The sequence below is a fragment of the Symbiobacterium ostreiconchae genome (assembly GCF_055396975.1).
The window spans coordinates 1,399,366-1,418,284 of the sequence record NZ_AP042454.1 but is presented as its reverse complement, the minus strand read 5'-3'; the positions used below and the strand labels follow the sequence as shown (position 1 = coordinate 1,418,284).

Annotated in this window: 17 protein-coding genes; 12 read left to right on the top strand and 5 right to left on the bottom strand. The window is 68.1% G+C overall.

Features of this window, described 5'->3' with window-relative positions; genetic code table 11:
* The first annotated feature begins 10 nt into the window (after positions 1–10).
* Entirely contained in the window at positions 11–772 is a 762-nt protein-coding gene (locus ACZ5UM_RS07080; protein ID WP_464847799.1) for an RDD family protein, read from the top strand.
* Positions 773–946: 174 nt separating this feature from the next.
* On the opposite strand, the gene ACZ5UM_RS07075 is transcribed toward ACZ5UM_RS07080, so the two are convergent.
* Complete coding sequence (locus ACZ5UM_RS07075; protein WP_464847797.1) at positions 947–1,345, bottom strand: hypothetical protein; 399 nt, start codon at positions 1,343–1,345, stop codon at positions 947–949.
* Positions 1,346–1,533: 188 nt separating this feature from the next.
* Between ACZ5UM_RS07075 and ACZ5UM_RS07070 the strand changes: the two genes are divergently transcribed.
* The 9 genes from ACZ5UM_RS07070 (at position 1,534) to ACZ5UM_RS07030 (ending at position 10,486) form a co-directional block, all read left to right on the top strand.
* Complete coding sequence (locus tag ACZ5UM_RS07070) at positions 1,534–2,211, top strand: response regulator transcription factor (protein ID WP_464847796.1); 678 nt, start codon at positions 1,534–1,536, stop codon at positions 2,209–2,211.
* A gap of 6 nt (positions 2,212–2,217) precedes the next feature.
* Positions 2,218–3,549, top strand: a complete 1,332-nt coding sequence (locus ACZ5UM_RS07065) for a sensor histidine kinase (RefSeq protein WP_464847795.1) — start codon at positions 2,218–2,220, stop codon at positions 3,547–3,549.
* A 134-nt stretch (positions 3,550–3,683) separates the two neighbouring features.
* On the top strand, positions 3,684–4,514 hold the full coding sequence (locus ACZ5UM_RS07060; protein ID WP_464847794.1) for a deoxyribonuclease IV: 831 nt from the start codon (positions 3,684–3,686) through the stop codon (positions 4,512–4,514).
* A 76-nt stretch (positions 4,515–4,590) separates the two neighbouring features.
* Positions 4,591–5,298: a response regulator transcription factor gene (locus ACZ5UM_RS07055; protein ID WP_464848305.1), complete on the top strand. Its 708-nt coding sequence runs from the start codon at positions 4,591–4,593 to the stop codon at positions 5,296–5,298.
* Positions 5,299–6,282 carry a sensor histidine kinase gene (locus ACZ5UM_RS07050; protein WP_464847793.1) on the top strand — a complete coding sequence of 328 codons (984 nt, stop codon included), beginning with the start codon at positions 5,299–5,301 and terminating at the stop codon, positions 6,280–6,282. It begins immediately after the preceding gene.
* 215 nt (positions 6,283–6,497) lie between these two features.
* A complete protein-coding gene (locus ACZ5UM_RS07045) occupies positions 6,498–7,241 on the top strand; it encodes an ABC transporter ATP-binding protein (RefSeq protein WP_464847791.1) in 744 nt (247 codons plus the stop codon).
* A gap of 3 nt (positions 7,242–7,244) precedes the next feature.
* A complete protein-coding gene (locus tag ACZ5UM_RS07040; RefSeq protein WP_464847790.1) occupies positions 7,245–9,134 on the top strand; it encodes an FtsX-like permease family protein in 1,890 nt (629 codons plus the stop codon).
* Between the two features lie 321 nt (positions 9,135–9,455).
* Positions 9,456–10,160 carry an AzlC family ABC transporter permease gene (locus ACZ5UM_RS07035; RefSeq protein WP_464847789.1) on the top strand — a complete coding sequence of 235 codons (705 nt, stop codon included), beginning with the start codon at positions 9,456–9,458 and terminating at the stop codon, positions 10,158–10,160.
* Positions 10,160–10,486, top strand: a complete 327-nt coding sequence (locus ACZ5UM_RS07030; RefSeq protein WP_464848304.1) for an AzlD domain-containing protein — start codon at positions 10,160–10,162, stop codon at positions 10,484–10,486. Before ACZ5UM_RS07035 ends, ACZ5UM_RS07030 begins: the two co-directional genes overlap by 1 nt.
* A gap of 20 nt (positions 10,487–10,506) precedes the next feature.
* Here ACZ5UM_RS07030 and ACZ5UM_RS07025 read toward each other — a convergent pair whose 3' ends face one another.
* The 3 genes from ACZ5UM_RS07025 to ACZ5UM_RS07015 form a co-directional block, all read right to left on the bottom strand.
* Positions 10,507–11,238 (bottom strand): helix-hairpin-helix domain-containing protein, encoded by a 732-nt coding sequence (locus ACZ5UM_RS07025; RefSeq protein WP_464847787.1) that lies wholly within the window; start codon positions 11,236–11,238, stop codon positions 10,507–10,509.
* 102 nt (positions 11,239–11,340) lie between these two features.
* Positions 11,341–12,030 carry a BON domain-containing protein gene (locus tag ACZ5UM_RS07020; RefSeq protein WP_464847786.1) on the bottom strand — a complete coding sequence of 230 codons (690 nt, stop codon included), beginning with the start codon at positions 12,028–12,030 and terminating at the stop codon, positions 11,341–11,343.
* A 62-nt stretch (positions 12,031–12,092) separates the two neighbouring features.
* A complete protein-coding gene (locus ACZ5UM_RS07015) occupies positions 12,093–14,183 on the bottom strand; it encodes a nitric-oxide reductase large subunit (protein WP_464847785.1) in 2,091 nt (696 codons plus the stop codon).
* A gap of 296 nt (positions 14,184–14,479) precedes the next feature.
* Between ACZ5UM_RS07015 and ACZ5UM_RS07010 the strand changes: the two genes are divergently transcribed.
* Entirely contained in the window at positions 14,480–16,222 is a 1,743-nt protein-coding gene (locus ACZ5UM_RS07010) for an ABC transporter ATP-binding protein (RefSeq protein WP_464847784.1), read from the top strand.
* Positions 16,222–17,979, top strand: coding sequence for an ABC transporter ATP-binding protein (locus tag ACZ5UM_RS07005; protein ID WP_464847783.1), 1,758 nt, complete (start codon positions 16,222–16,224; stop codon positions 17,977–17,979). The genes ACZ5UM_RS07010 and ACZ5UM_RS07005 overlap by 1 nt, the downstream gene beginning before the upstream one ends.
* A gap of 53 nt (positions 17,980–18,032) precedes the next feature.
* Here ACZ5UM_RS07005 and ACZ5UM_RS07000 read toward each other — a convergent pair whose 3' ends face one another.
* Positions 18,033–18,917 (bottom strand): fumarylacetoacetate hydrolase family protein, encoded by an 885-nt coding sequence (locus tag ACZ5UM_RS07000; protein WP_464847782.1) that lies wholly within the window; start codon positions 18,915–18,917, stop codon positions 18,033–18,035.
* Positions 18,918–18,919: the final 2 nt, after the last annotated feature.

The window sequence follows — 18,919 nt, the reverse complement described above, 5'->3', positions numbered from 1 at the left end:
AGGTGAGCGCATGGATCCCATCCGCATCGATACGCCGGAAAGCGTAGATCTGGCGCTGGAGCCGGTCGGGCTCGGCAGCCGCTTTCTGGCCGCCCTGATCGACGCCGTCATCCAGTACGCCGTCGCCTTCGCCGTGATTCTCATCGGGCTTCCCGTGGCGGCCCTGTGGGCGGCGGAATCCGGCGCAGCTTCCGATACGGTCGCCCTGTTCTTCTTCGCAATTCTGTTCCTGGGCGTCGCACTCCTGTTCTTCCTCTACAAACTCCTCTTCGAGGCGCTGTGGAACGGCCAGACGATCGGCAAGCGTGTCGCCGGCATCCGTGTGGTCCAGGCCAATGGCATGCCCGTCACCTTCCTGCAGGTGGTGATCCGCAACTTCCTGCGGATCGTGGACTACCTGCCGGTCTACTACCTGATCGGCGCCGTCTGCATCCTGGCCACGGGCCGCCGGCAGCGTCTGGGCGACCTGGCCGCGGGCACGGTGGTGGTGCGTGACCGGCCCTCCGAGCTCCCCGTGGTGCCCGACCGGCTCTCCCACGCGCCGGTCACCGACCTGAACCGGCTGCGGGAGCACGTGCTGCGGCTGCGTGAGGAGGACCTCCTGCCCGCGCGGGGCTACTGGCAGCGCCGGATGCAGCTCGCCAGCCCCTCCCGAGCCCGGGTGGCGGCCAGGGTGGCGGAGGGGCTGGCGGCGCGGATGGGCTGGACGGACCCGCTGCCGCCGTACCCGGACGATTTTATCGAGGAGGTCCTTTACGTGCGGGCGCACTGACCGTTGTCGTGCGTCGCCGCCGGCAAGGCGCCAGGCTGCCGGCAAGGCAGGCGTCGCTGCCTCCCTGCGCTCCGGGGCATCCGACGGACAGCCCCGTGTTTCCGGCTCAAGAAGCAAGGTCCGCAGTGCGGAGCAGCCTGCCACTTCCGCGCTGCGGACCTTGCATTCATGGGCTCAACGGGGTGGCTTCGCGCTCCACGTCTTGCCGCCATCCGTGGAGTACCGCTTCACGCCGTCTTCCACCTTGACGAGCAGGCTCGACACCCTTGAAATGTCGGTCGGGCTGCCTTCGCTGAGGCCCTCCTCCGTGCCGCCATCTCCCTCCGCGGGAGCGGTGCCGCGCGTGATGGTCACTTTGCCGTCCGCATCCGTCACCCGCGTCACGCCTTCCGGCGCCTCAGTGCTCCACGTCTTGCCGTCGTCCGTGGAGTAGCGCGTGACGCCGTCCTCGACCTTGACCTGCAGCGTGTTGTACGGGCTGGATGCGGACGCCGACACGGCGCCGGCGGCGGCGACAAGCACTGCGCATGCGGCCAGCAGGGCCCATGTTCTGCTTCCGATCTTCAACGTCATCCTTGCCATCCCTCCGGAATCTCGATTTGCAAGCAGCGCTGCCTTGCATGACCGATCGTAACCCGCGAACCTTTGGCGAACCTTTGCCCGCGAATGCCATGCGGTCTCATTTCCCGTTAAGGTTGCCCAAAGGTTTCCGGCCTACAATGGACCTTCGGGATTACGGATGAATGGCAGGGGATGCCGATATGCGGATTCTGCTGGTCGAAGATGAAGTCCCGCTGGCGGAGGCCGTCGGCCAGGTGCTGAGGAAGAACGGGTATGCGGTCGATCTGTCTTTTGACGGGGAAGACGGATTGGACAATGGCCTGACGGGGATTTATGACATCATCGTGCTGGACGTCATGCTGCCCCGAATGGACGGTCTGCGCGTTCTGAGGGAGCTGCGCGGGAACGGGATCGTGGCACCGATCCTGCTGCTCACCGCCAGGGGGGAACTGGATGACAAGGTGAAAGGGCTCGACGCCGGCGCCGACGATTACCTGGCGAAGCCGTTCCGGACGGAGGAGTTGCTCGCCCGGCTCAGGGCGCTCGGCCGAAGGTCCCCCGACTATCACCAGGACGGGCTGCTGACTTGCGGCGATCTTGCGCTCGATCCGCTCGCTTACACGCTTCGCTCCGGCGGCGCCGAGATCCGGCTGCCGCCGAAGGAATCGCAGCTCCTCGAGTGGCTCATGCGACGGAAGAACCTGGTCACGTCCAAGGAGATGCTGATCGAGAAAGTGTGGGGCTATGACACGGATGCGGACGAAAGCCGCGTCGAGATGTACATCTCTCTTCTTCGCAAGAAAATCGGCGGGCTCGGTTCGGCGGCGGTCATCGAGACGGTTCGGGGCGCCGGCTACGTACTGAAGGTGCGGGGGTGACGGGGCGTGTTCACGCGATTGCGCAACCAGTTTCTGCTCCTGAACCTGTCTGTCACGTCGGGCGTCATCATCCTGGCGCTCGGACTTGTCTATTTCATCATGTACGGCAATCTCCAGGCGGAGATCCGGGCGCGGCTTCAGGCGCATCCGCAGGCGCAGATGCGGGTCGAATCCGTCGCGGACAGGGCCGACCGGACGGCGGAAGCGGACGGTGATCCGTCCGCGGTCTGGAGCGCAGCAGCGGCGGATGGTGCGGGGACGTTCCATGTCGAGGTGGACGAAAGCGGCGAGATCGTCCGGATCGAATCCGCCGTGCCGCTGCCCGAGTCGTCTTACCGGAGGCTCGCGGCGATCGCCTGGAACAACCGGGACGTGGACAGGGTGATCCGGTCGGACGGCCGGGAGTGGCGGTACTCGGTCTCGCCCATCCGCGTTCGGATCGTCGGGCAAGACGGCGAGCCGCTTGCCGTGGAGCAGCACAACTACAGCATCCTGTTCCTGGACGTCACGGAGATGAACCAGGCGCTCGCCCGACTGCTCACGACGCTGGTGCTGGTCGGCATCGGCACGCTGGTCGTCATTTCCGCGGCAAGCCTGCACTTCGCCAACCGGGCGATCCGGCCGATCCGGGATGCGTGGGAGAAGCAGAAACAGTTCGTGGCTGACGCCTCCCACGAGCTGAAAACGCCGCTCTCAGTCATCCGGGCAAACTGCGACGCCCTGGCCGCGAATCCGGACGACGCGATCCGGAATCAGATGAAGTGGATCGAATACATCCGGGGCGGCGCGGACCGGATGGCGAAACTCGTCCATGAGCTGCTGATTCTGGCCGGGACCGACGATGAACGCTTGCAGTTCCGCCGCGTGCGGTTCCATGTGAGCTGGATGGTCGAGGAGGTCGCCCGGTCGATGGAAGCGGCGGCGGCAGGCAAAGGCCTTACCGTCACCCGCTCGATCGAGCCGGAGTTGTTTGCGGTGGGCGACCCGGACGGCATCCGGCAGGCGGTGGAGATCCTGTTCGACAATGCGGTCAAGTATGCGGATCCGGGTGGCTGGATCACGGTCTCGCTGGCCCGGATGGGGCGGCGGATCGTTTTTTCGATCGCCAACAGCGGGCCGGGGATCGCTAGGGAGGACCTGCCGAGGGTGTTCGACCGCTTCTTCCGGGCCGACCGCTCCCGCACGCATCAGGACGGGAGCTTCGGGCTGGGCCTCCCGATCGCGCAGTCGATCGTGAGACGGCATGGAAGCGAGATCAGTGTCCGGAGCGAGGAGCATGTGTCAACCACGTTCTCGTTCGCGCTTGCGGCCGGCGGCTCGGGTGCGGGGAGATCATAGAGGCGTCGGGAGCGGCTGGATGGATCCGCTCCCGGCGAACCCGAATGAGTTTGTCGAGGAGGTCCTGTACATTCAGCGCACCGACATACCGCAGAAGGCCCGTGGAGAGTCAAACTACATTGAGGTGAAGTCAGTTGAAGCTAGGCTGCCATATCAGCATCGCCAAGGGGTTCCCCCAGGCGGTGGAGAACGCCCACAAGCTGGGCTGCGAGTCGTTCCAGTTCTTCACGAAGAATCCGCGGGCGTTCCAGGGAAAGGCCGCCGACCCCGAGGCCGCGGCCCGGGGGCGCGCCCTGATGGCGGAGTACGGACTGGTAGCGGTGGCCCATGCGCCCTACATCACCAACCTCTCCACGCCGGACCCGGAGCTGCAGGCGGTCTCGATCGCCTCGCTGAAGCAGGACCTGGAGAACGCGGAGGCGTTCGGCGCCATCGGCTGCGTGTGCCACATGGGCAAGCACGTGGGCCAGGGTGAGGCGTACGGCATGGCCCGCATGGTGGAGACCCTGAACCGGCTGCTGGAGGCCTACACCGGCCCGTGCCCGCTGCTGCTGGAGAACACCGCCGGAATGGGCTCCGAGCTGGGCACCCGGCTGGAGGAGCTCATGGAGGTGCGCAGCCGGGTGGAGCAGCCGGAGCGCATCGCCTTCTGCTTCGACACCTGCCACGCCTTTGCCGCCGGCATCTACCGGCCGGAGGACTGGGAAGACTTCGTGGCGCGCGCCCGCTCCATTGGGTACTGGGACCTGCTGAGAGCGGTCCACCTGAACGACTCGAAGTTCGACCACGGCAGCCGCAAGGACCGCCACGCCAACCTGGGCAAGGGCTTCATCGGCGAGGCGGGCATCGCGGCGCTGCTGCGCTCCGGGGCGTTCGAGGGCCTGCCCGTGGTGCTGGAGACGCCGGTGAAGGACGAGGCCGAATACGGCCCGGAGATCGAGTACGCCAGGTCTCTCCTGCAGTAGGACGAGGGTGGCCGCGCCACCCTGGTCTGCTGCTTCACACGCAGCCGGCTGGGCTGCGCCGGAGGAGGTGCTTGCGCTGTACCGCGTGTTGATCGCTGAAGATGACCCGTCCATCGCACAGCGGCTGGCCAGCCATCTGCGCAAGAACGGGTTCGAAGTCATCGTCGCGGACGAGTACGACGCCATCGACGAGACCTTCCGGGAGACCGACCCGCACCTCGTCCTGCTGGACGTGAACCTGCCCCGGTTCGACGGCTACTACTGGTGCAGGCGGATCCGCCGCATGTCCGGCTGCCCGATCATCTTCATCTCCGCCCGGGACGGGGAGATGGACCAGGTGATGGCCATCGAACAGGGGGCCGACGACTTCATCACGAAGCCGTTCTACTACGACGTCGTCCTGGCCAAGATCCGGGCGCAGATCCGCCGGTGCTACGGCGACCTGGCCGGGGCGCCGCTGGAGAGCGAGCGGGTCATCCCGTTCCACGGGCTCACCTTCTACCCGGAACGGCCCGAGGTGCTCTTCGGCGGCCGGCGGGTCAGCCTGATGAAGAAGGAGGCCGACCTGCTGGGGCTGCTCATCAGCAAGTACCCGCGCGCCGTGGCCCGGGACCAGATCCTGGAGAGGCTGTGGGATGACACCCACTTCGTCAGCGAGAACACGCTGAACGTCAACGTTGCCCGGTTGCGGCGGAAGCTGGACGAGCTCGGACTGGGCGACGCCATCGAGACGGTGCGGGGAATCGGGTACCGCATCCGCGTCACCTGGAATGGTGGGACGTAAGTGAAGACGTTTCTGCGCGAACACGCCGTTTTCATCGTGCTCACGGTCTTGCAGTTCTCGCTGCTCGCGTTCACCTTTGCGGTCCTGCGCCCGCCTCTGACGGCGGGAAACCTGCTGTACCTGTTCGCCCTGACGCTGTTCCTCACCCTCGCCGTGCTCGCCTGGCGCTTGGCGGCCAACTGGGCATACTACCGCTTCCTTGACAGCCGGCCGCAGCGCGTGGGCGAGTTCACACAGGTCCGGGCGACGGGGGCGCTGCCGCGGGCGAGCCTGGCCAGGATGGCAGACCTGCAGTCGCTCGCGGAGCGGGAGTTCCGGCAGGCCCTGCAGGAGAAGCAAGAGCACCTGGACTTCCTCCACAACTGGGTCCATCAGATGAAGACACCGATTGCGGCCCTTCACCTCATCGTACAGGACCATGAGGACGAGCTCCCCTGCGCCGGCGAACTGCAGCAAGAGATCGACCGGCTACAGCACAGTCTGGGCATGGTGCTCCACCTGTCCCGGATCGACTCGTTCCACCACGACTTCCGCGTCGAGGCCGTCGACCTCACGCGGCTCGCCTACGCCGTGGTCGGGGATCTGCGCCGGCAGTTCATCCGGCGGCGCATCCGCCCCGTGGTGGAGGCCTCCGGGGAGGAGGTCGTGCACACCGACCGCAAGTGGCTGTCCCATGTGCTGTACCAGCTGCTGACCAACGCCATCCGGTACTCCGGTGGGCCGGACAAGACCGTCACCATCCGCATCGCCCGGCAGGGAACGGACCGAATCCTCTCCGTTTCCGACGAAGGCGTCGGCATCGCCCCCGAGGACCTTCCGCGGGTGTTCGACCTGTACTTCACCGGCAGGAACGGCCGGGTGTTCGGCGAGACGACGGGCATCGGGCTCTACCTGGTCCGGAAGATCTGCGACGCCCTGGGGCATGACCTCACCATCGAGTCGGAGGAGAACCGGGGAACGACGGTGACCATCCGGTTCCGCTAGCCGGCAGTCCGAACGCGCACAGCCTGACCGCGCCGCCTTCCTGCGGCGGTGCGGTCAGGCTGCTTGTTCCGCACCGGTGCGCGCAAGGTGACAAAAGTGTAATCTCCGTGTCATCCCCGTCGATAGCCCTGCGCGGCCCGGCGGCCTACGATACAGGTGTACAGGCCACGCTACGGACAAACGGTATTCTGCGTACAACAGCGAGGTGTCACGCCATGAACATCTTGGAGGTACGACGGTTGACCAAGGTTTACGAGGGGCCGGTGCCCTATCAGGCCCTGCGCGGGATGGACTTTGCGGTCCGCCAGGGTGAGTTCGTGGGCATCATGGGCCCTTCCGGCAGCGGGAAGACGACCCTGCTGAACGTCATCTCGACCATCGACGCGCCGACCACCGGCCAGGTCCTCGTGGGCGGGGTGGAGCCGCACCACCTGACCGGAGAGGAACTGGCGCGCTTCCGGCGCACGAAGCTGGGCTTCGTGTTCCAGGACTTCAACCTGCTCGACACGCTGACGGTGCGGGAGAACATCTTCCTCCCCCTCTGCCTGGAGGGGGTCGGCGTGGCCGACATGGAGCGCCGGCTTGCGGACCTGGCGGACCTGCTGGGTATCGAGGACATCCTCGACAAGCGGCCCTACCAGATCTCGGGCGGGCAGGCGCAGCGTACGGCCATCGCCCGGGCGGTCATCCACAGCCCGGCCCTGGTGCTGGCGGACGAACCGACCGGTAACCTGGATTCCAAGGCGGCCAAGGACGTGATGGGGCTGTTCCGGACGCTCAACGAGCGGCTGGGCGTGACCATCCTGATGGTGACCCACGACCCCGTGCCCGCCAGCTATTGCAGCCGCATCATCTTCATCAAGGACGGCGCCATCTACAACGAGATTCGCCGGGGGCACACCCAGCAGGCGTTCTACGAGAACATCCTGGACGTGCTCGCCATGCTCGGGGGGAGGTAGCGCATGACCTTCACGCAGTTCGCCTGGATCAGCGTCCGCCGCAACTTCCCGGCCTACCTGGCCTACTTCCTCAGCGGCGCGTTCTCCGTCCTGGTCTTCTTCCTCTTCTCGCTGGTCTACTTCCATCCCCGGGTGGCCACGGAGTTCTCCTCGGGGCCGGTCCGGTCGCTGCTGATGACGGGCGAGGCCGTAATCGTCGTCTTCGCCGTGCTGTTCGTGCTGATCTCGGTGGCCGGGTTCCTGCGGGCCCGCTCCCGGGAGCTGGGCATCCTGACGGTGCTCGGCGCGTCGCGCCGGCAGCTGAACCGGCTCATCATGCTGGAGAACGGGATGATCGGCGCCCTCGCCATCGGGACCGCTCTGGCCGTCGGCCTGATCTTCGCCAGGTACCTGTTCCTGATCGTGGAGCGCGTCCTGGAGGTGCCGGAGCTCCACTTCTACGTGCCCACGACGGCGATGCTGCTGACGGTGGCCTGCTTCACGGCCTTGTTTCTCGGCATCGCCCGCCTGGCGCCGGCGTTGGTGGGGGCCCAGCGGGCCATCGACCTGCTGCGGGGGGCCCGAAAGCCCCAGCCGGAGCCGAAGGCCTCGTTCCTGCTCTCCGCCCTGGCGCTGCTGCTCCTGGGCGCCGCCTATACGATCGTCATTCTGCGGCTGGAGATCCCTTACGACTACCTGGTCCTCACCCTGCTGGTCACGCTGGGAACCTACCTCTTCTACACGCAGCTCAGCGTGTATCTCCTGAAGGCGGCCAGGGCATTCCCCCGGTTCTATTTCCGGCGGACCAACCTGCTGTGGCTCACCGACCTCCGCTTCCGAATCCGGGATAACGCACGCCTCCTCTTCGTGGTCACCATCATCACGGCGGCTTCGATCACCGCGATGGCGGCCGTGCACGCGGTCTACCAGACGCTGGACGAAGAGTACGCCAAGAGCTACCCCGTGGCCGTCAGCTACCAGTCGCTCCCGTCGGACCCGTCCAGGGACGCGCACACGGCGCTCATCGAGCGGCTGCTCAGTGAGCACGGCTTCGCCTACGTCAAGGTTTCCGAGCCGGTCCTGGCCGTCGATCGGCGCGGCGCACGCATCACCACGGCCGTAATCGCCGATGCGTCCTACAACCGCATGGCCGCGGTACTGGGCGAACCCCCCGTGCAGGTCCCCGACGGGCAGGCGCTGCGAGTCCCCGTCTACATCAACGAGCGCGTGACCGTATCCGGCGAAGCCGCGGACCTCGCCGGCGCCGAGTTCCGGGTGACGGGGGCGGTCGCCCGGAACATCTTCCCGGAGGGACAGTTTGACCGGCTCTATGTGGTGAGCGAGGCGGCCTTCCGGGAGCTCGCCGGGCGCCTGAAGACGGCATGGTACTACGGCTACGCCGTGCCGGACTGGATGAGCACGGGGGCTGCGGCAGCGGCGATCCGGGAGGCCATCGACGGACAACACGCGCCGGGACCCCGCGCCTTCCTGCTGCGGACCGCAGCAGACTGGTACCAGAAAGACCGGGTCACCTACCGGCTCATCTATCTGATCGGCGCATTCGTCAGCCTGATCTTCTTCCTCGCCTCCGGCAGTTTCATCTATTTCCGTCTCTACAACGACCGCCTGGAGGACGCCCGCAAGCTCCGCAGCCTGCGCAAGCTGGGGCTTTCCGACCAGGAGGCGCGCGGGGTGATCACGACCCAGCTCGGGCTGCTGTTCCTGATCCCCTTCGCCGGTGCCCTGGTCCACGCCATCTTCGCCCTGGTGATGCTCCAGTCGTTCCTCTCCACCTCGATCTTCACGTTCTCCCTCGTCGTCCTCGCCATATATGCCGCCCTGCAGGCCCTCTTCTTCCTCCCGGTGCGCTCCCGGTATCTGGAGGCGCTCCTGGAGACCCACCCGGGCCGCTGACGGCCTGTGCAGAACACGACGACCCTCACCCGCCTTGCGCCGGGTGGGGGTCGTCGGCGTCCGCGCCGCCAGCCGGGCCCCGGCGCCGCGCGTCCTCCTCCAATCATTCACGCACCCCGTTACCCCGACCCTGCCGATCCCCCTGCTACCGCCCGCACCGGCCGCCCGGCCGCGCATGCGCCTCTCACCGTTCTCGCCCGGTTCCCCTGCGAGCACGGACCGTGTCAGACCGGCCGCCAACGTACCAAATGCAGGTAGGATTTTAATCCTTTGAAGTGTAATAGATAGGGTTACTTACCTGTCCCCGGAGGTGTCCCCTATATGGCATCAACGCAGACGCTGCCCAGCCTGCCGCCGTCCACCTTTGCCGCGGGCAGCAGGGCCGCGCTGCCCATTGTGCTGGGCTACCTGCCCATCGGCTTCGCATTCGGCGTCCTTGCCCAGACGGCCGGGCTTTCCGTCGCGGAGGTGGGGCTGATGTCGCTGCTGGTCTACGCCGGCTCCGCGCAGTTCATCGGCGTGGAAATGCTGGCCGCGGGCGCGGCGATTCCCGCCATCGTCTCCACCACCTTCCTGGTCAACCTGCGGCACCTCCTCCTCAGCACCGCCCTCCTGCCCTCCTTCCGGCAGAACCGCCCGGCGGTCAACGCCCTGCTCTCCTACGGCATCACCGACGAGACCTTCGCCGTGAACGCCTCCGTGCTCCGCGGGCGTCCCATCGGACCGCAGTTCGTCGCGGGGCTGCACATCACCTCGCAGGGCACCTGGGTCCTGGCTTCGATCGCCGGGGCGCTGGCCGGGGGCATCGCGGCCAACCAGGAAGCCCTGGGGCTCGACTTCGCCCTGTCGGCGATGTTCATCGGCCTGCTGGTGCCCAACCTGCGGGGCGAGGGGGCGCGGAAGCGCCAGACGGCCGCCGCGGTGGCCGCGTTCGCGGCCGTGGCCATGGGGCTGATGGGCCAGCCCAGCTGGGGCGTGATCGTCGCCACCGTCCTCGCGGCCACGGTAGGGGTGATGCTGCGTTGATGAGCGTCCGCACCGAGGTGCTGCTGCTTTTCCTGGGCATGGCCCTGGTCACGTACCTTCCCCGGATGCTGCCCATCGTCGTGCTGAGCCGTTTCAAGATGCCGCCGCTGCTCCTCAGGTGGCTGGAGTTCATTCCCGCGGCGGTGCTCTCGGCCCTCCTGGCCCAGGGCCTGCTGCTGGACGGCGGAGAGCTGGCCCTGCCGCCGGGCAACCCCGCCCTGCTGGCGGCCATCCCGGCCTTCGCCGTAGCCATCTGGACCCGGAGCCTGATGGGCACCGTGGTGGCCGGCATCGCGGCGATGGCGCTGTTGCGCACGCTGGGCTGAGGCCTCTCACCGCCCAAAGCTTACCTCGTCACGTACGGCCGGATCTTCTCCAGCGTCTTGGGCCCGATTCCCGAGACCGCGATCAGGTCGTCGACCGACTGGAACGGCCCGTGCTCCGTCCGGTAGGCGATGATCGCCCGGGCGATGACGGGGCCGATGCCCGGGACGGTCTCCAGCTCCGCCTGGCCGGCCGTGTTGATGTTGACCAGCTGCGTGCCGGCGGCGCCCGATCCGCCGCCCGACCCGTCCAGCGTGCTGGTCACCGGCGCGTAGGTCGCTCCCTGCGCTTTCGGCGGCTGGGGCGCGTTCGGCTCCAGCTCGGATTTGCGATAGACGTAGATCTTCGCCCCGTCCACCAGCGGCGCCGCCAGGTTCAGGACGCCAGGAACCGCATCCGGCAGCGGGCCGCCCGCCGCGAGGATCGCGTCGTTCACCCGGGATCCTTCGGGGAGCGCGTAGACGTCCGGTCTGTGCACTGCGCCCTCCACATGGACGATCACCTGGCTGGCCGGGAGATCCTCCGGCAGCGCAGATGAACTCCCGTCCAACGTCACTTCAGCCGGACCGGTCCCTGCGGCCATCGCCCCCGCCTGCCCGGCCTCCAGTTCGGCCAGGAAGGCCGCTGCCTTGAGGGCGCGCTGATCCGCCTGGTAGAGGGTAAGGGCGCGCCAGCCGAGCCCGACGACACTGAGCGCCAGCAGTGCGGCGACGGCGATCCGCATCGCCGGCGTGAACGGAATGATGGAACTCAACACCGTCACCCCCCGAAGCGGGGAGTTTCGATGGAGTCCCATATTTTTCCTTCCTATTTCTTGGAAAAACCCCGCCAGCTGCCGAGCCGGCGGGGTTTCCGCTCAGTGCACCTCGTCGTCCTGGAGCATCTCGTCCTCGGAAACGAGCAACGCCTCCAACTTCGCCACGCCCCGGATGCCGCGCATCGCCGTCTTGATGCGGGTCCGGTCCGCACGCCCGGGCACGATGCCCTTCACGTGCAGCACGCCGTCGGCGGTGTACACCTGGAACTGGTCGGGATCGTACCCCATCTGCGCCAGCAGGCGCAGGGCGGTGCGGGAGACGTCGGCGTCGTCCTCCTCCTCGCCGATGCCCACCTTCACCCGGTCCGACCGGACCTCCTTCACCCCCGGGACACCCTCGACCAGCCTCACCGCGCCATCCAGTTCCTCGTAGGTGCGCGCCTCGCCCATGAGGGTGACGACGCCCTTCTCCACGCGCGCCCCGAGGCGGCTGCACTCGGGGACGCCGGCCAGCCGGGACGCGACGGCGCCCTCCAGGTCCCTGTCCGTGCGCATCTCCTCGTCGGCGACGGTGATGTCGTTGTCGATCCCGCGGACGCCGGGGATCCTCCGCACGATCTCCTCGGCGGCCGACTTGTGGGACAGGGCGTCCACCACCCCCGACAGCCTCACCCTGCCGTCCCGGGCAGACACCTGGATGTCGATCCCCGCGGAATCGGTCTGCGCCAGGAGGGCGTCCTTCACTTCCTTCTCCAGGTACTCGTCGTGGTCAAACCTCTGCTCAGGCATTCACACTCTCCTCCCCCAGCGGCTCCACGGCTAGTCTGCCCCCGCGCCGCCGGCAGTATGGGTCAGTCGCCCGAAGCGGCGATGCGCTGGGGCGCGTTCGGCCGGGTGGACACCACGAACCAGCCGAAGGCCAGGCAACCCAGGGCGAAGATGGTGTCGCCCACGATCCGCAGCCAGCGCAAGGTGTTCATGATGCTGCTCTGCATGGACTCGGCCGAGCGGGCGTACCACATGCCGTGCTCCACGCTGGCCCAAGCCTGCATGAGCCCCAGCGGGAGCAGGCTGAGCAACACCATGAGCGCCAGCCCCGCGTTGATCCACCAGAACGCGAAGCCGAGGATCCGGTCGTTCCAGCGCTGTCCGACCGTCAGGCCCCGCAGGCAGAAGAGGGTGAGCGCCATGCCCAGCATCCCGTAGACGCCGAAGAGCGCCGTGTGGCCGTGCACCGGGGTGGTGTTGAGCCCCTGCATGTAGTAGAGGGCGATGGGCGGGTTGATGAAGAAGCCGAACAGCCCGGCCCCCACCAGGTTCCAGAAGGCGACGGCCACGAAGAAGTAGATCGGCCAGCGATATTCCCGCACCCAGGGCTTGGACCTGCTCAGTGTGAGGTTCTCGTACCCCTCGAACCCGATCAGCACCAGGGGCACCACCTCCAGGGCGCTGAAGACGGCGCCCAGGGCCATGACGGCCATGGAGGTGCCGGTGAAGTACAGGTGGTGGAAGGTGCCGATGATGCCGCCGGACAGGAAGACGATGGTCGAGAAGAGCACGGTCGCCGTGGCCGTGCTGGTACGCAAAAGCCCCAGGCGGGTGAACAGGAAGGCGATGACCACGGTGGCAAAGACCTCGAAGAAGCCCTCCACCCAGAGGTGCACCACCCACCAGCGCCAGTACTCGATCATGGCGTAATGGCTCTGCCGGCCGTACATCAGCCCCGCCCCGTAGAAGAGGGCGATCGCAAACGAGGAGAGGACGAACAGCAGGAGCAGGTGGCGCTGGTCGCCGGGCCGGCGCAGGGCGGGCCGGAGGGCACGGAGCATCAGGAAGAGCCAGAGGAACAGGCCGACGAAGAGGAACCACTGCCAGAACCGGCCCAGGTCCACGTACTCGAGACCCTGGTGGCCGAACCAGAAGTTGGTCTCCAGGGAGAGCCCCTGCTGCACGGCCGCGGCCTGCCCGGCCATGGAGCCGGCGACGATGATCACCAGGCAGACCAGCAGGAAGATCACGCCCGACCGCTGGAGCGGGGGCTCGTGGCCCGATACGGCAGGAGCCATGAACAGGCCGGTCGCCAGCCAGGAGGTGGCGATCCAGAAGATGCCCAGCTGGGTGTGCCACGTGCGGGCCAGCGAATAGGGCAGCCACCGGTCCAGGGGGATTCCGTAGAAGCCGGAGCCCTCCACGCCGTAGTGGGCGGTGATGACACCCATCAGGATCTGCACCATGACCAGGGCCGCGACGATCCAGAAGTAGGGCACCGTGGCCCGCATCGACGGCGTGACCTTCAGGCCGGAGAGCAGCGGGTCATCGTCCGGTGGCTCGTGCAGCTCGCCCTCGGCCCGGTGCCGCTGCGCCGCGTAGTACCAGACCAGCGCGCCCACGCCGGCCAGCAGCAGCACGAAGCTGACCACGGACCAGACGATGGCCTCGCCGGTGGGCCGATTGCCCACCAGGTGCTCGGGCGGCCAGTTGTTGGTGTAGGTCACGTCCGACCCCGGCCGGTTGGTGGTGGCGGCCCAGGCGGACCAGAAGAAGAAGCTGCTCATCTTCGCCCGCCGGGCGGGATCGGGCACGGTGTTGGCCCGGATGGCGTAGGCTTCCCGCAGGTCCGCCAGCGCCGGCTCGTCGCCGAAGAGGCCGTCGTAGTGCGCCGCCACGGCCCGGATGGCCTCCGCCCGCACGGGCGAAACCACCAGGTCGCCCGTGTCCGGGTCGTAGGTGTTGGTCCGCATCTCCTGCATGAGCCGGGCGCGCAGGGCCGCCTTCGGCTCGGCGCCGAGATCGTCGTATTTCTTCCCGTACTCCGCCTGCGCCCACGTGTCCAGGATCCACACGGCCTCCCGATGGAGCCAGTCGGCCGTCCAGTCCGGGGCCACGTAGGCGCCGTAGCCCCAGACGCTGCCGACCTCCGGCCCGCCGCACGGGCGATGCACCCGCCCCTGCCGCAGAAGGGCCGCCCCCTGCTGTCACAGGCCCTGCGGAAAATCGGAAAAAACGAGCCAACTTGAACAGCCCGGTTGACCGGGTCAGGAGCGGCGCTTAGAATCAAGCCGCCACCCAATTCCGGCATCTTAAGGAGGCGATCACAGTGACGCTGCTGCTGACCCCCCTGTTGGCCTGCTCATCGTGACCACGGGCTCAGCGTTTCCCTCTGCACAGGCCGGGTCTGCTGGTGAGCAGGCAGGAGTTCCTCCGCCATCACAACCAGCCGAAAGGGGCCTGTTTTTTCATGTCCAAGACCGGGGCAATCCGCTTCCTCTCCACGTACCTGAAGCCTCAGCTTGCCGGCCTGGTCCTGCTCATCTCCCTCATGCTCGGCGCGACCGGCCTCCGGCTGCTGTTCCCCCAGCTCCTGCGCTCGCTGGTCGACCAGGCGCTGGCAGGCGAAGCGCTGCCCACGCTCCTCCGCACCGCCGGCCTCTTCCTGGCCGGGGCACTGCTCATCCAGGCGCTCCGCATCGGCGCGACCCTGCTCTCGGAACGCATCGCCTGGGCCGCCACCAACGCGCTGCGGCTCGACCTGGCCCGGCACGTGCTCGGCCTGGACATCGCCTTTCACAAAGCGCACACCCCCGGCGAGCTCATCGAGCGGATCGACGGCGACGTCACCACCCTGGCCGGCTTCTTCTCCCAGTTCGTCGCCCAGGTGGTGACCTCGCTGCTGCTCATCGCGGGCGTGCTGCTCTTCCTCTTTCTGGAGGGGTGGGTCCCGGGCCTGGTGGGGCTGGGCTCCTTCCTCCTCAGCGGCGCGGCGGTGCTCAGCGTCTCCTCCCTGACGGTGAAGGCCTGGTCGGGCATCCGGGCCTCCTCCACCGAGATGATGTCCTTCGTGGAGGAGCGCATCGCCGGCCGGGAGGAGGTGAAGGCGCTGGGGGCCGCGGACTACGTCGTGCGGGGAATCGTCTCCCTGTCGGCCCGGCACTGGCGGCTCCGCCGGCGCGCCCGCTTCCTGGAGTCGGCCGCCTCCAACGTCACGGTCGATGCGTGGATGCTCAGCCAGTTTGCGATGCTCGTCCTGGCCTTTTTCCTGTACCGCGACGGCGCCCTCTCGCTCGGCACCGCCATGATGCTCTTCTTCTACGCCGACCTCCTCAACGAGCCGATCACCACCATCCGGGAGCAGATGGACGAGCTGCAGCGGGCCCGTGCGGCCCTGGGACGGCTGGTGGAACTGCAGGCCGTGGAACCGGCGATCACCGACGGCGCCGGCGGCGCCCTGCCCGAGGGCCCGCTCTCGGTGACGCTGGACCGGGTCTGTTTCCAGTACGAGGAAGGGCGTCCGGTGCTCCGCAACCTCTCCTTTCACCTGGAGCCCGGGCAGACGCTGGGCATTCTGGGCCGCACCGGCAGCGGCAAGTCCAGCCTGATCCGGCTGCTCTGCCGCTTCTATGACCCGCAGGAGGGAGCCGTCCGGCTGGGCGGCGTGGATATCCGCCACGTGCCGCTCGACGCGCTGCGCAGCCGCATCGGCCTGATCACGCAGGAGGTGGGCCTCTTCGGCGGCAGCCTGCGGGACAACCTGGCGCTGTTCAATCCGGACATGACCGACGCGCAGATCTGGGCGGCCGTGGCCGGCCTGGGGCTCACCCGGTGGTTCACCGAGCGCTTCGAGGAGGGGCTGGACACCCGGATCGGTCCTGCCGGAGACGGCCTGTCTGCCGGCGAGGCGCAGCTGCTCGCGCTGGTGCGCCTGGCGCTGCGCAACCCGGGCCTCATCATCCTCGATGAGTTCACCGCGCGCATCGATCCGGTCACGGAGGCCCTCCTGCAGTCAGCGGTGGACCATCTGCTGGCCGGCCGCACGGCCATCATCATCGCGCACCGGCTGACGACGGTGGAGCGGGCAGATCAGATCCTCGTCCTGGAGCAGGGCGAGATGCTGGAGTGGGGTCCGAGACGTGACCTCGCGCACGATCCCCGCTCCCACTACAACCGGCTGCGCCGGGCGGGACGTGCGGAGGTGCTGGCCTGATGAGCGGATATGTCTTCGTCCGGCGGCTCTACCGCATGATGCTGCCCGCCGCGCTGCTCACCGCCGCCGGCTTCAGCCTGGACCTGGCGCTGACCGCCATCGGGGCGGTGATGTCCTCGCGGTTCTTCGACGCCCTGCCGGGGGGCTCGTCCGAGCCCCTGCTCTACGCCGTCGCCTTCCTGGCGGCCAACGTGCTCGCCCAGCTCTGCGACTTCATCTGGCAGGTGGGCGTCACCCTCGCGGACCGCTTCACCACCACCCTGCTGCGGGTCAACATGCTGCTGGGCATCTACCGGCGGCCGGGAGCGCTGCCCCTGCCGGTCACCCCCGGGGAGGCGGTCACCCGCTTCCGCGACGACGTCGAGGAGTCCAGCTTCCAGATGAACCGCTTCCCCTTCGCCGCGGTGCGCGTCGGCGCCGCGCTGGGCACCTTCGCCTACCTCGCCACGATCCAGCCACTGCTGGCCCTGCTCGGCGCCGTGGTGATCGCCGGGATCTTCCTGGCCATGCGGCGGCTTCACCAGAACATCGTCACCTACCGCGACCAGGTGATGGAGCGAACCGAGGCCGTGACGGGCTACCTGGGGGAGGTCTTCAGCGCTGTGGCGGTGCTGCAGGCGGCCGGCGCAGTGCCCGGCGCGCTGCGCCGGTTCCGGGAGATCAACCGCGCCCGTGAGGATGTGAGCCTGAAAGAGCGGCTGCAGTGGGGGCTGCTCTGGGCCCTCGCGGAGAACGGCTTCTACGCGGGCATGGGGCTGATCATCCTGGCCGCCGCCCCCCTCCTGGCCCGCGGACAGTTCACGCCGGGACAGTTTGCCCTCTTCCAGATGCTTCTCCAGATCCTGGGCTGGCAGATGTGGGGCCTCACCGAATCGCTCGCCCAGCTCCGGGCGATGGGGGTCTACCAGGCCCGCATGGCGGAGCTGGCCGGCGGCGATGAAGCGCTGGTTGCCCGGAGGGACCTCCGCTTTGCGGAAGCCCTGCCCCCTGACCCGGCGCCGGCCCGCCGCGCGGAAGACACCCTGGAGCGGCTCGACGTGGCCGGCCTCACCTACCGCCACCCCGAGACCGGGCGGGGGATCGAGGACGTCTCCTTCTCCCTCACCCGGGGGTCGTTCACCGTCATCACCGGCCGGATCGGCTCCGGCAAGACCACCCTGGTGCGGGCGCTGCTGGGCCTCCTCCCGGCCGCGGCCGGCGAGATCCGCTGGAACGGGCGGCGGGTATCGGATCCCGCGGCCTTCTTCACGCCGCCGCGGACCGCGTACACCCCGCAGGTGCCCCGCATCTTCTCCGGGACGGTGCGCGAGAACATCCTGATGGGGCTCGACGAAAGCGCCGTAGACCTGGAAGAGGCCGTCGCGGCTGCCGTGTTGGAGCCGGACCTGGCCGAGTTTCCCCAGGGGCTCGACACGCAGGTCGGCTCCCGGGGACTGAAGCTCTCGGGAGGTCAGGTGCAGCGCACGGCCGCCGCCCGGATGTTCGCCCGCCGGCCGGAGCTCCTGGTGCTGGACGACATCTCCTCCGCCCTGGACAACGAGACGGAGGCGGAACTCTGGCGCCGCCTCTTCGCCCGGCGCGGGGCGACCGTGCTCTGTGTTTCGAATCGGCGGGCCGCCCTGGAGCAGGCCGACCAGATCCTGCTTCTGGATGAGGGGCGGCTGGTTGCCGCGGGGCCGCTGTCACAGCTTCTGGAGACTTCGCCGGTCATGCGGGAGCTGTGGGCCGCCGTCGCACCGGAGGCCGAGGACGGCTAAAGCTGAATCGGGGCCTGCGCTGCGCAGGCCCCGATTCGCTTGCCGACACACAGTCAGTCGCCGGCCACGAGCGAGTTCTCCAGCCGCCCCAGGCCGTCGATTTCGACGGCGACCCGGTCGCCGGGCCTGAGCCAGTCTTTCTCCGGCAGGCCCATGATGACCCCCTCCGGGGTGCCGGTGGCGATGATGTCCCCCGGCTCCAGCGTCATGTACCGGCTGATGTACGCGATGAGCTCGGCCACCGGGAAGAGCATGTTGCGGGTGTGGCCGTCCTGCCTGAGCGCCCCGTTGCGCCAGAGCCGGATGCGGAGGTTCTGCGGATCGGGCACCTCGTCCCGGGTCACCAGGTACGGCCCGATGGGCAGGAACCCATCCAGCGACTTGCCCAGGAGCCACTGGCTGGTGCGCATCTGCAGGTCCCGGGCGCTCAGGTCGTTGCCGTTGCAATAGCCCAGCACGCAGTCCAGGGCGGCCTCAGCGGCCACGTGCCGCGCCCGGCGGCCCATCACCACCACCAGTTCGGCCTCGTAGTCGTACTGCTCGGCGACGCCCGGCAGGACCACCGGATCTCCCGGGCCGGCGATGGCGTTGGTGAACTTGGAGAACAGGACCGGGTGGGCCGGCACTGCCATGTCGGCCTCCGCCGCGTGGGCGCGGTAGTTCAGGCCGATACAGATGATCTTCCCCGGCCGGGGCACCGGCGGGCCCAGCCTGACTGCCGACTCGTCCAGAAACAGGTCGGCGTGCGCCTCCGCGCGGGCGACGAGGCGGGCCAGCGGTTCCAGGGCGGCGAGCCCCATCGTCATCGCCTCGTCGACCGTATCGGGGGCGCCCTGGCGGCCCAGGCGCCGGCAGGCGGCGGCGACGTCGAGTATGCCCTGCTCCGTCCTGATCCCCAGCGCCAGGCCTTCAGGGGAGCGATAGGTCACAAGCTTCATCG

Excerpts from the sequence above, each read along its gene's own strand:
- ACZ5UM_RS07080 (WP_464847799.1), top strand. The coding sequence starts at position 11 with ATGGATCCCATCCGCATCGATACGCCGGAAAGCGTAGATCTGGCGCTG.
- ACZ5UM_RS07075 (WP_464847797.1), bottom strand. The coding sequence starts at position 1,345 with ATGACGTTGAAGATCGGAAGCAGAACATGGGCCCTGCTGGCCGCATGC.
- ACZ5UM_RS07070 (WP_464847796.1), top strand. The coding sequence starts at position 1,534 with ATGCGGATTCTGCTGGTCGAAGATGAAGTCCCGCTGGCGGAGGCCGTC.
- ACZ5UM_RS07045 (WP_464847791.1), top strand. The coding sequence starts at position 6,498 with ATGAACATCTTGGAGGTACGACGGTTGACCAAGGTTTACGAGGGGCCG.
- ACZ5UM_RS07040 (WP_464847790.1), top strand. The coding sequence starts at position 7,245 with ATGACCTTCACGCAGTTCGCCTGGATCAGCGTCCGCCGCAACTTCCCG.
- ACZ5UM_RS07035 (WP_464847789.1), top strand. The coding sequence starts at position 9,456 with ATGGCATCAACGCAGACGCTGCCCAGCCTGCCGCCGTCCACCTTTGCC.
- ACZ5UM_RS07030 (WP_464848304.1), top strand. The coding sequence starts at position 10,160 with ATGAGCGTCCGCACCGAGGTGCTGCTGCTTTTCCTGGGCATGGCCCTG.
- ACZ5UM_RS07020 (WP_464847786.1), bottom strand. The coding sequence starts at position 12,030 with ATGCCTGAGCAGAGGTTTGACCACGACGAGTACCTGGAGAAGGAAGTG.
- ACZ5UM_RS07010 (WP_464847784.1), top strand. The coding sequence starts at position 14,480 with ATGTCCAAGACCGGGGCAATCCGCTTCCTCTCCACGTACCTGAAGCCT.
- ACZ5UM_RS07005 (WP_464847783.1), top strand. The coding sequence starts at position 16,222 with ATGAGCGGATATGTCTTCGTCCGGCGGCTCTACCGCATGATGCTGCCC.
- ACZ5UM_RS07000 (WP_464847782.1), bottom strand. The coding sequence starts at position 18,917 with ATGAAGCTTGTGACCTATCGCTCCCCTGAAGGCCTGGCGCTGGGGATC.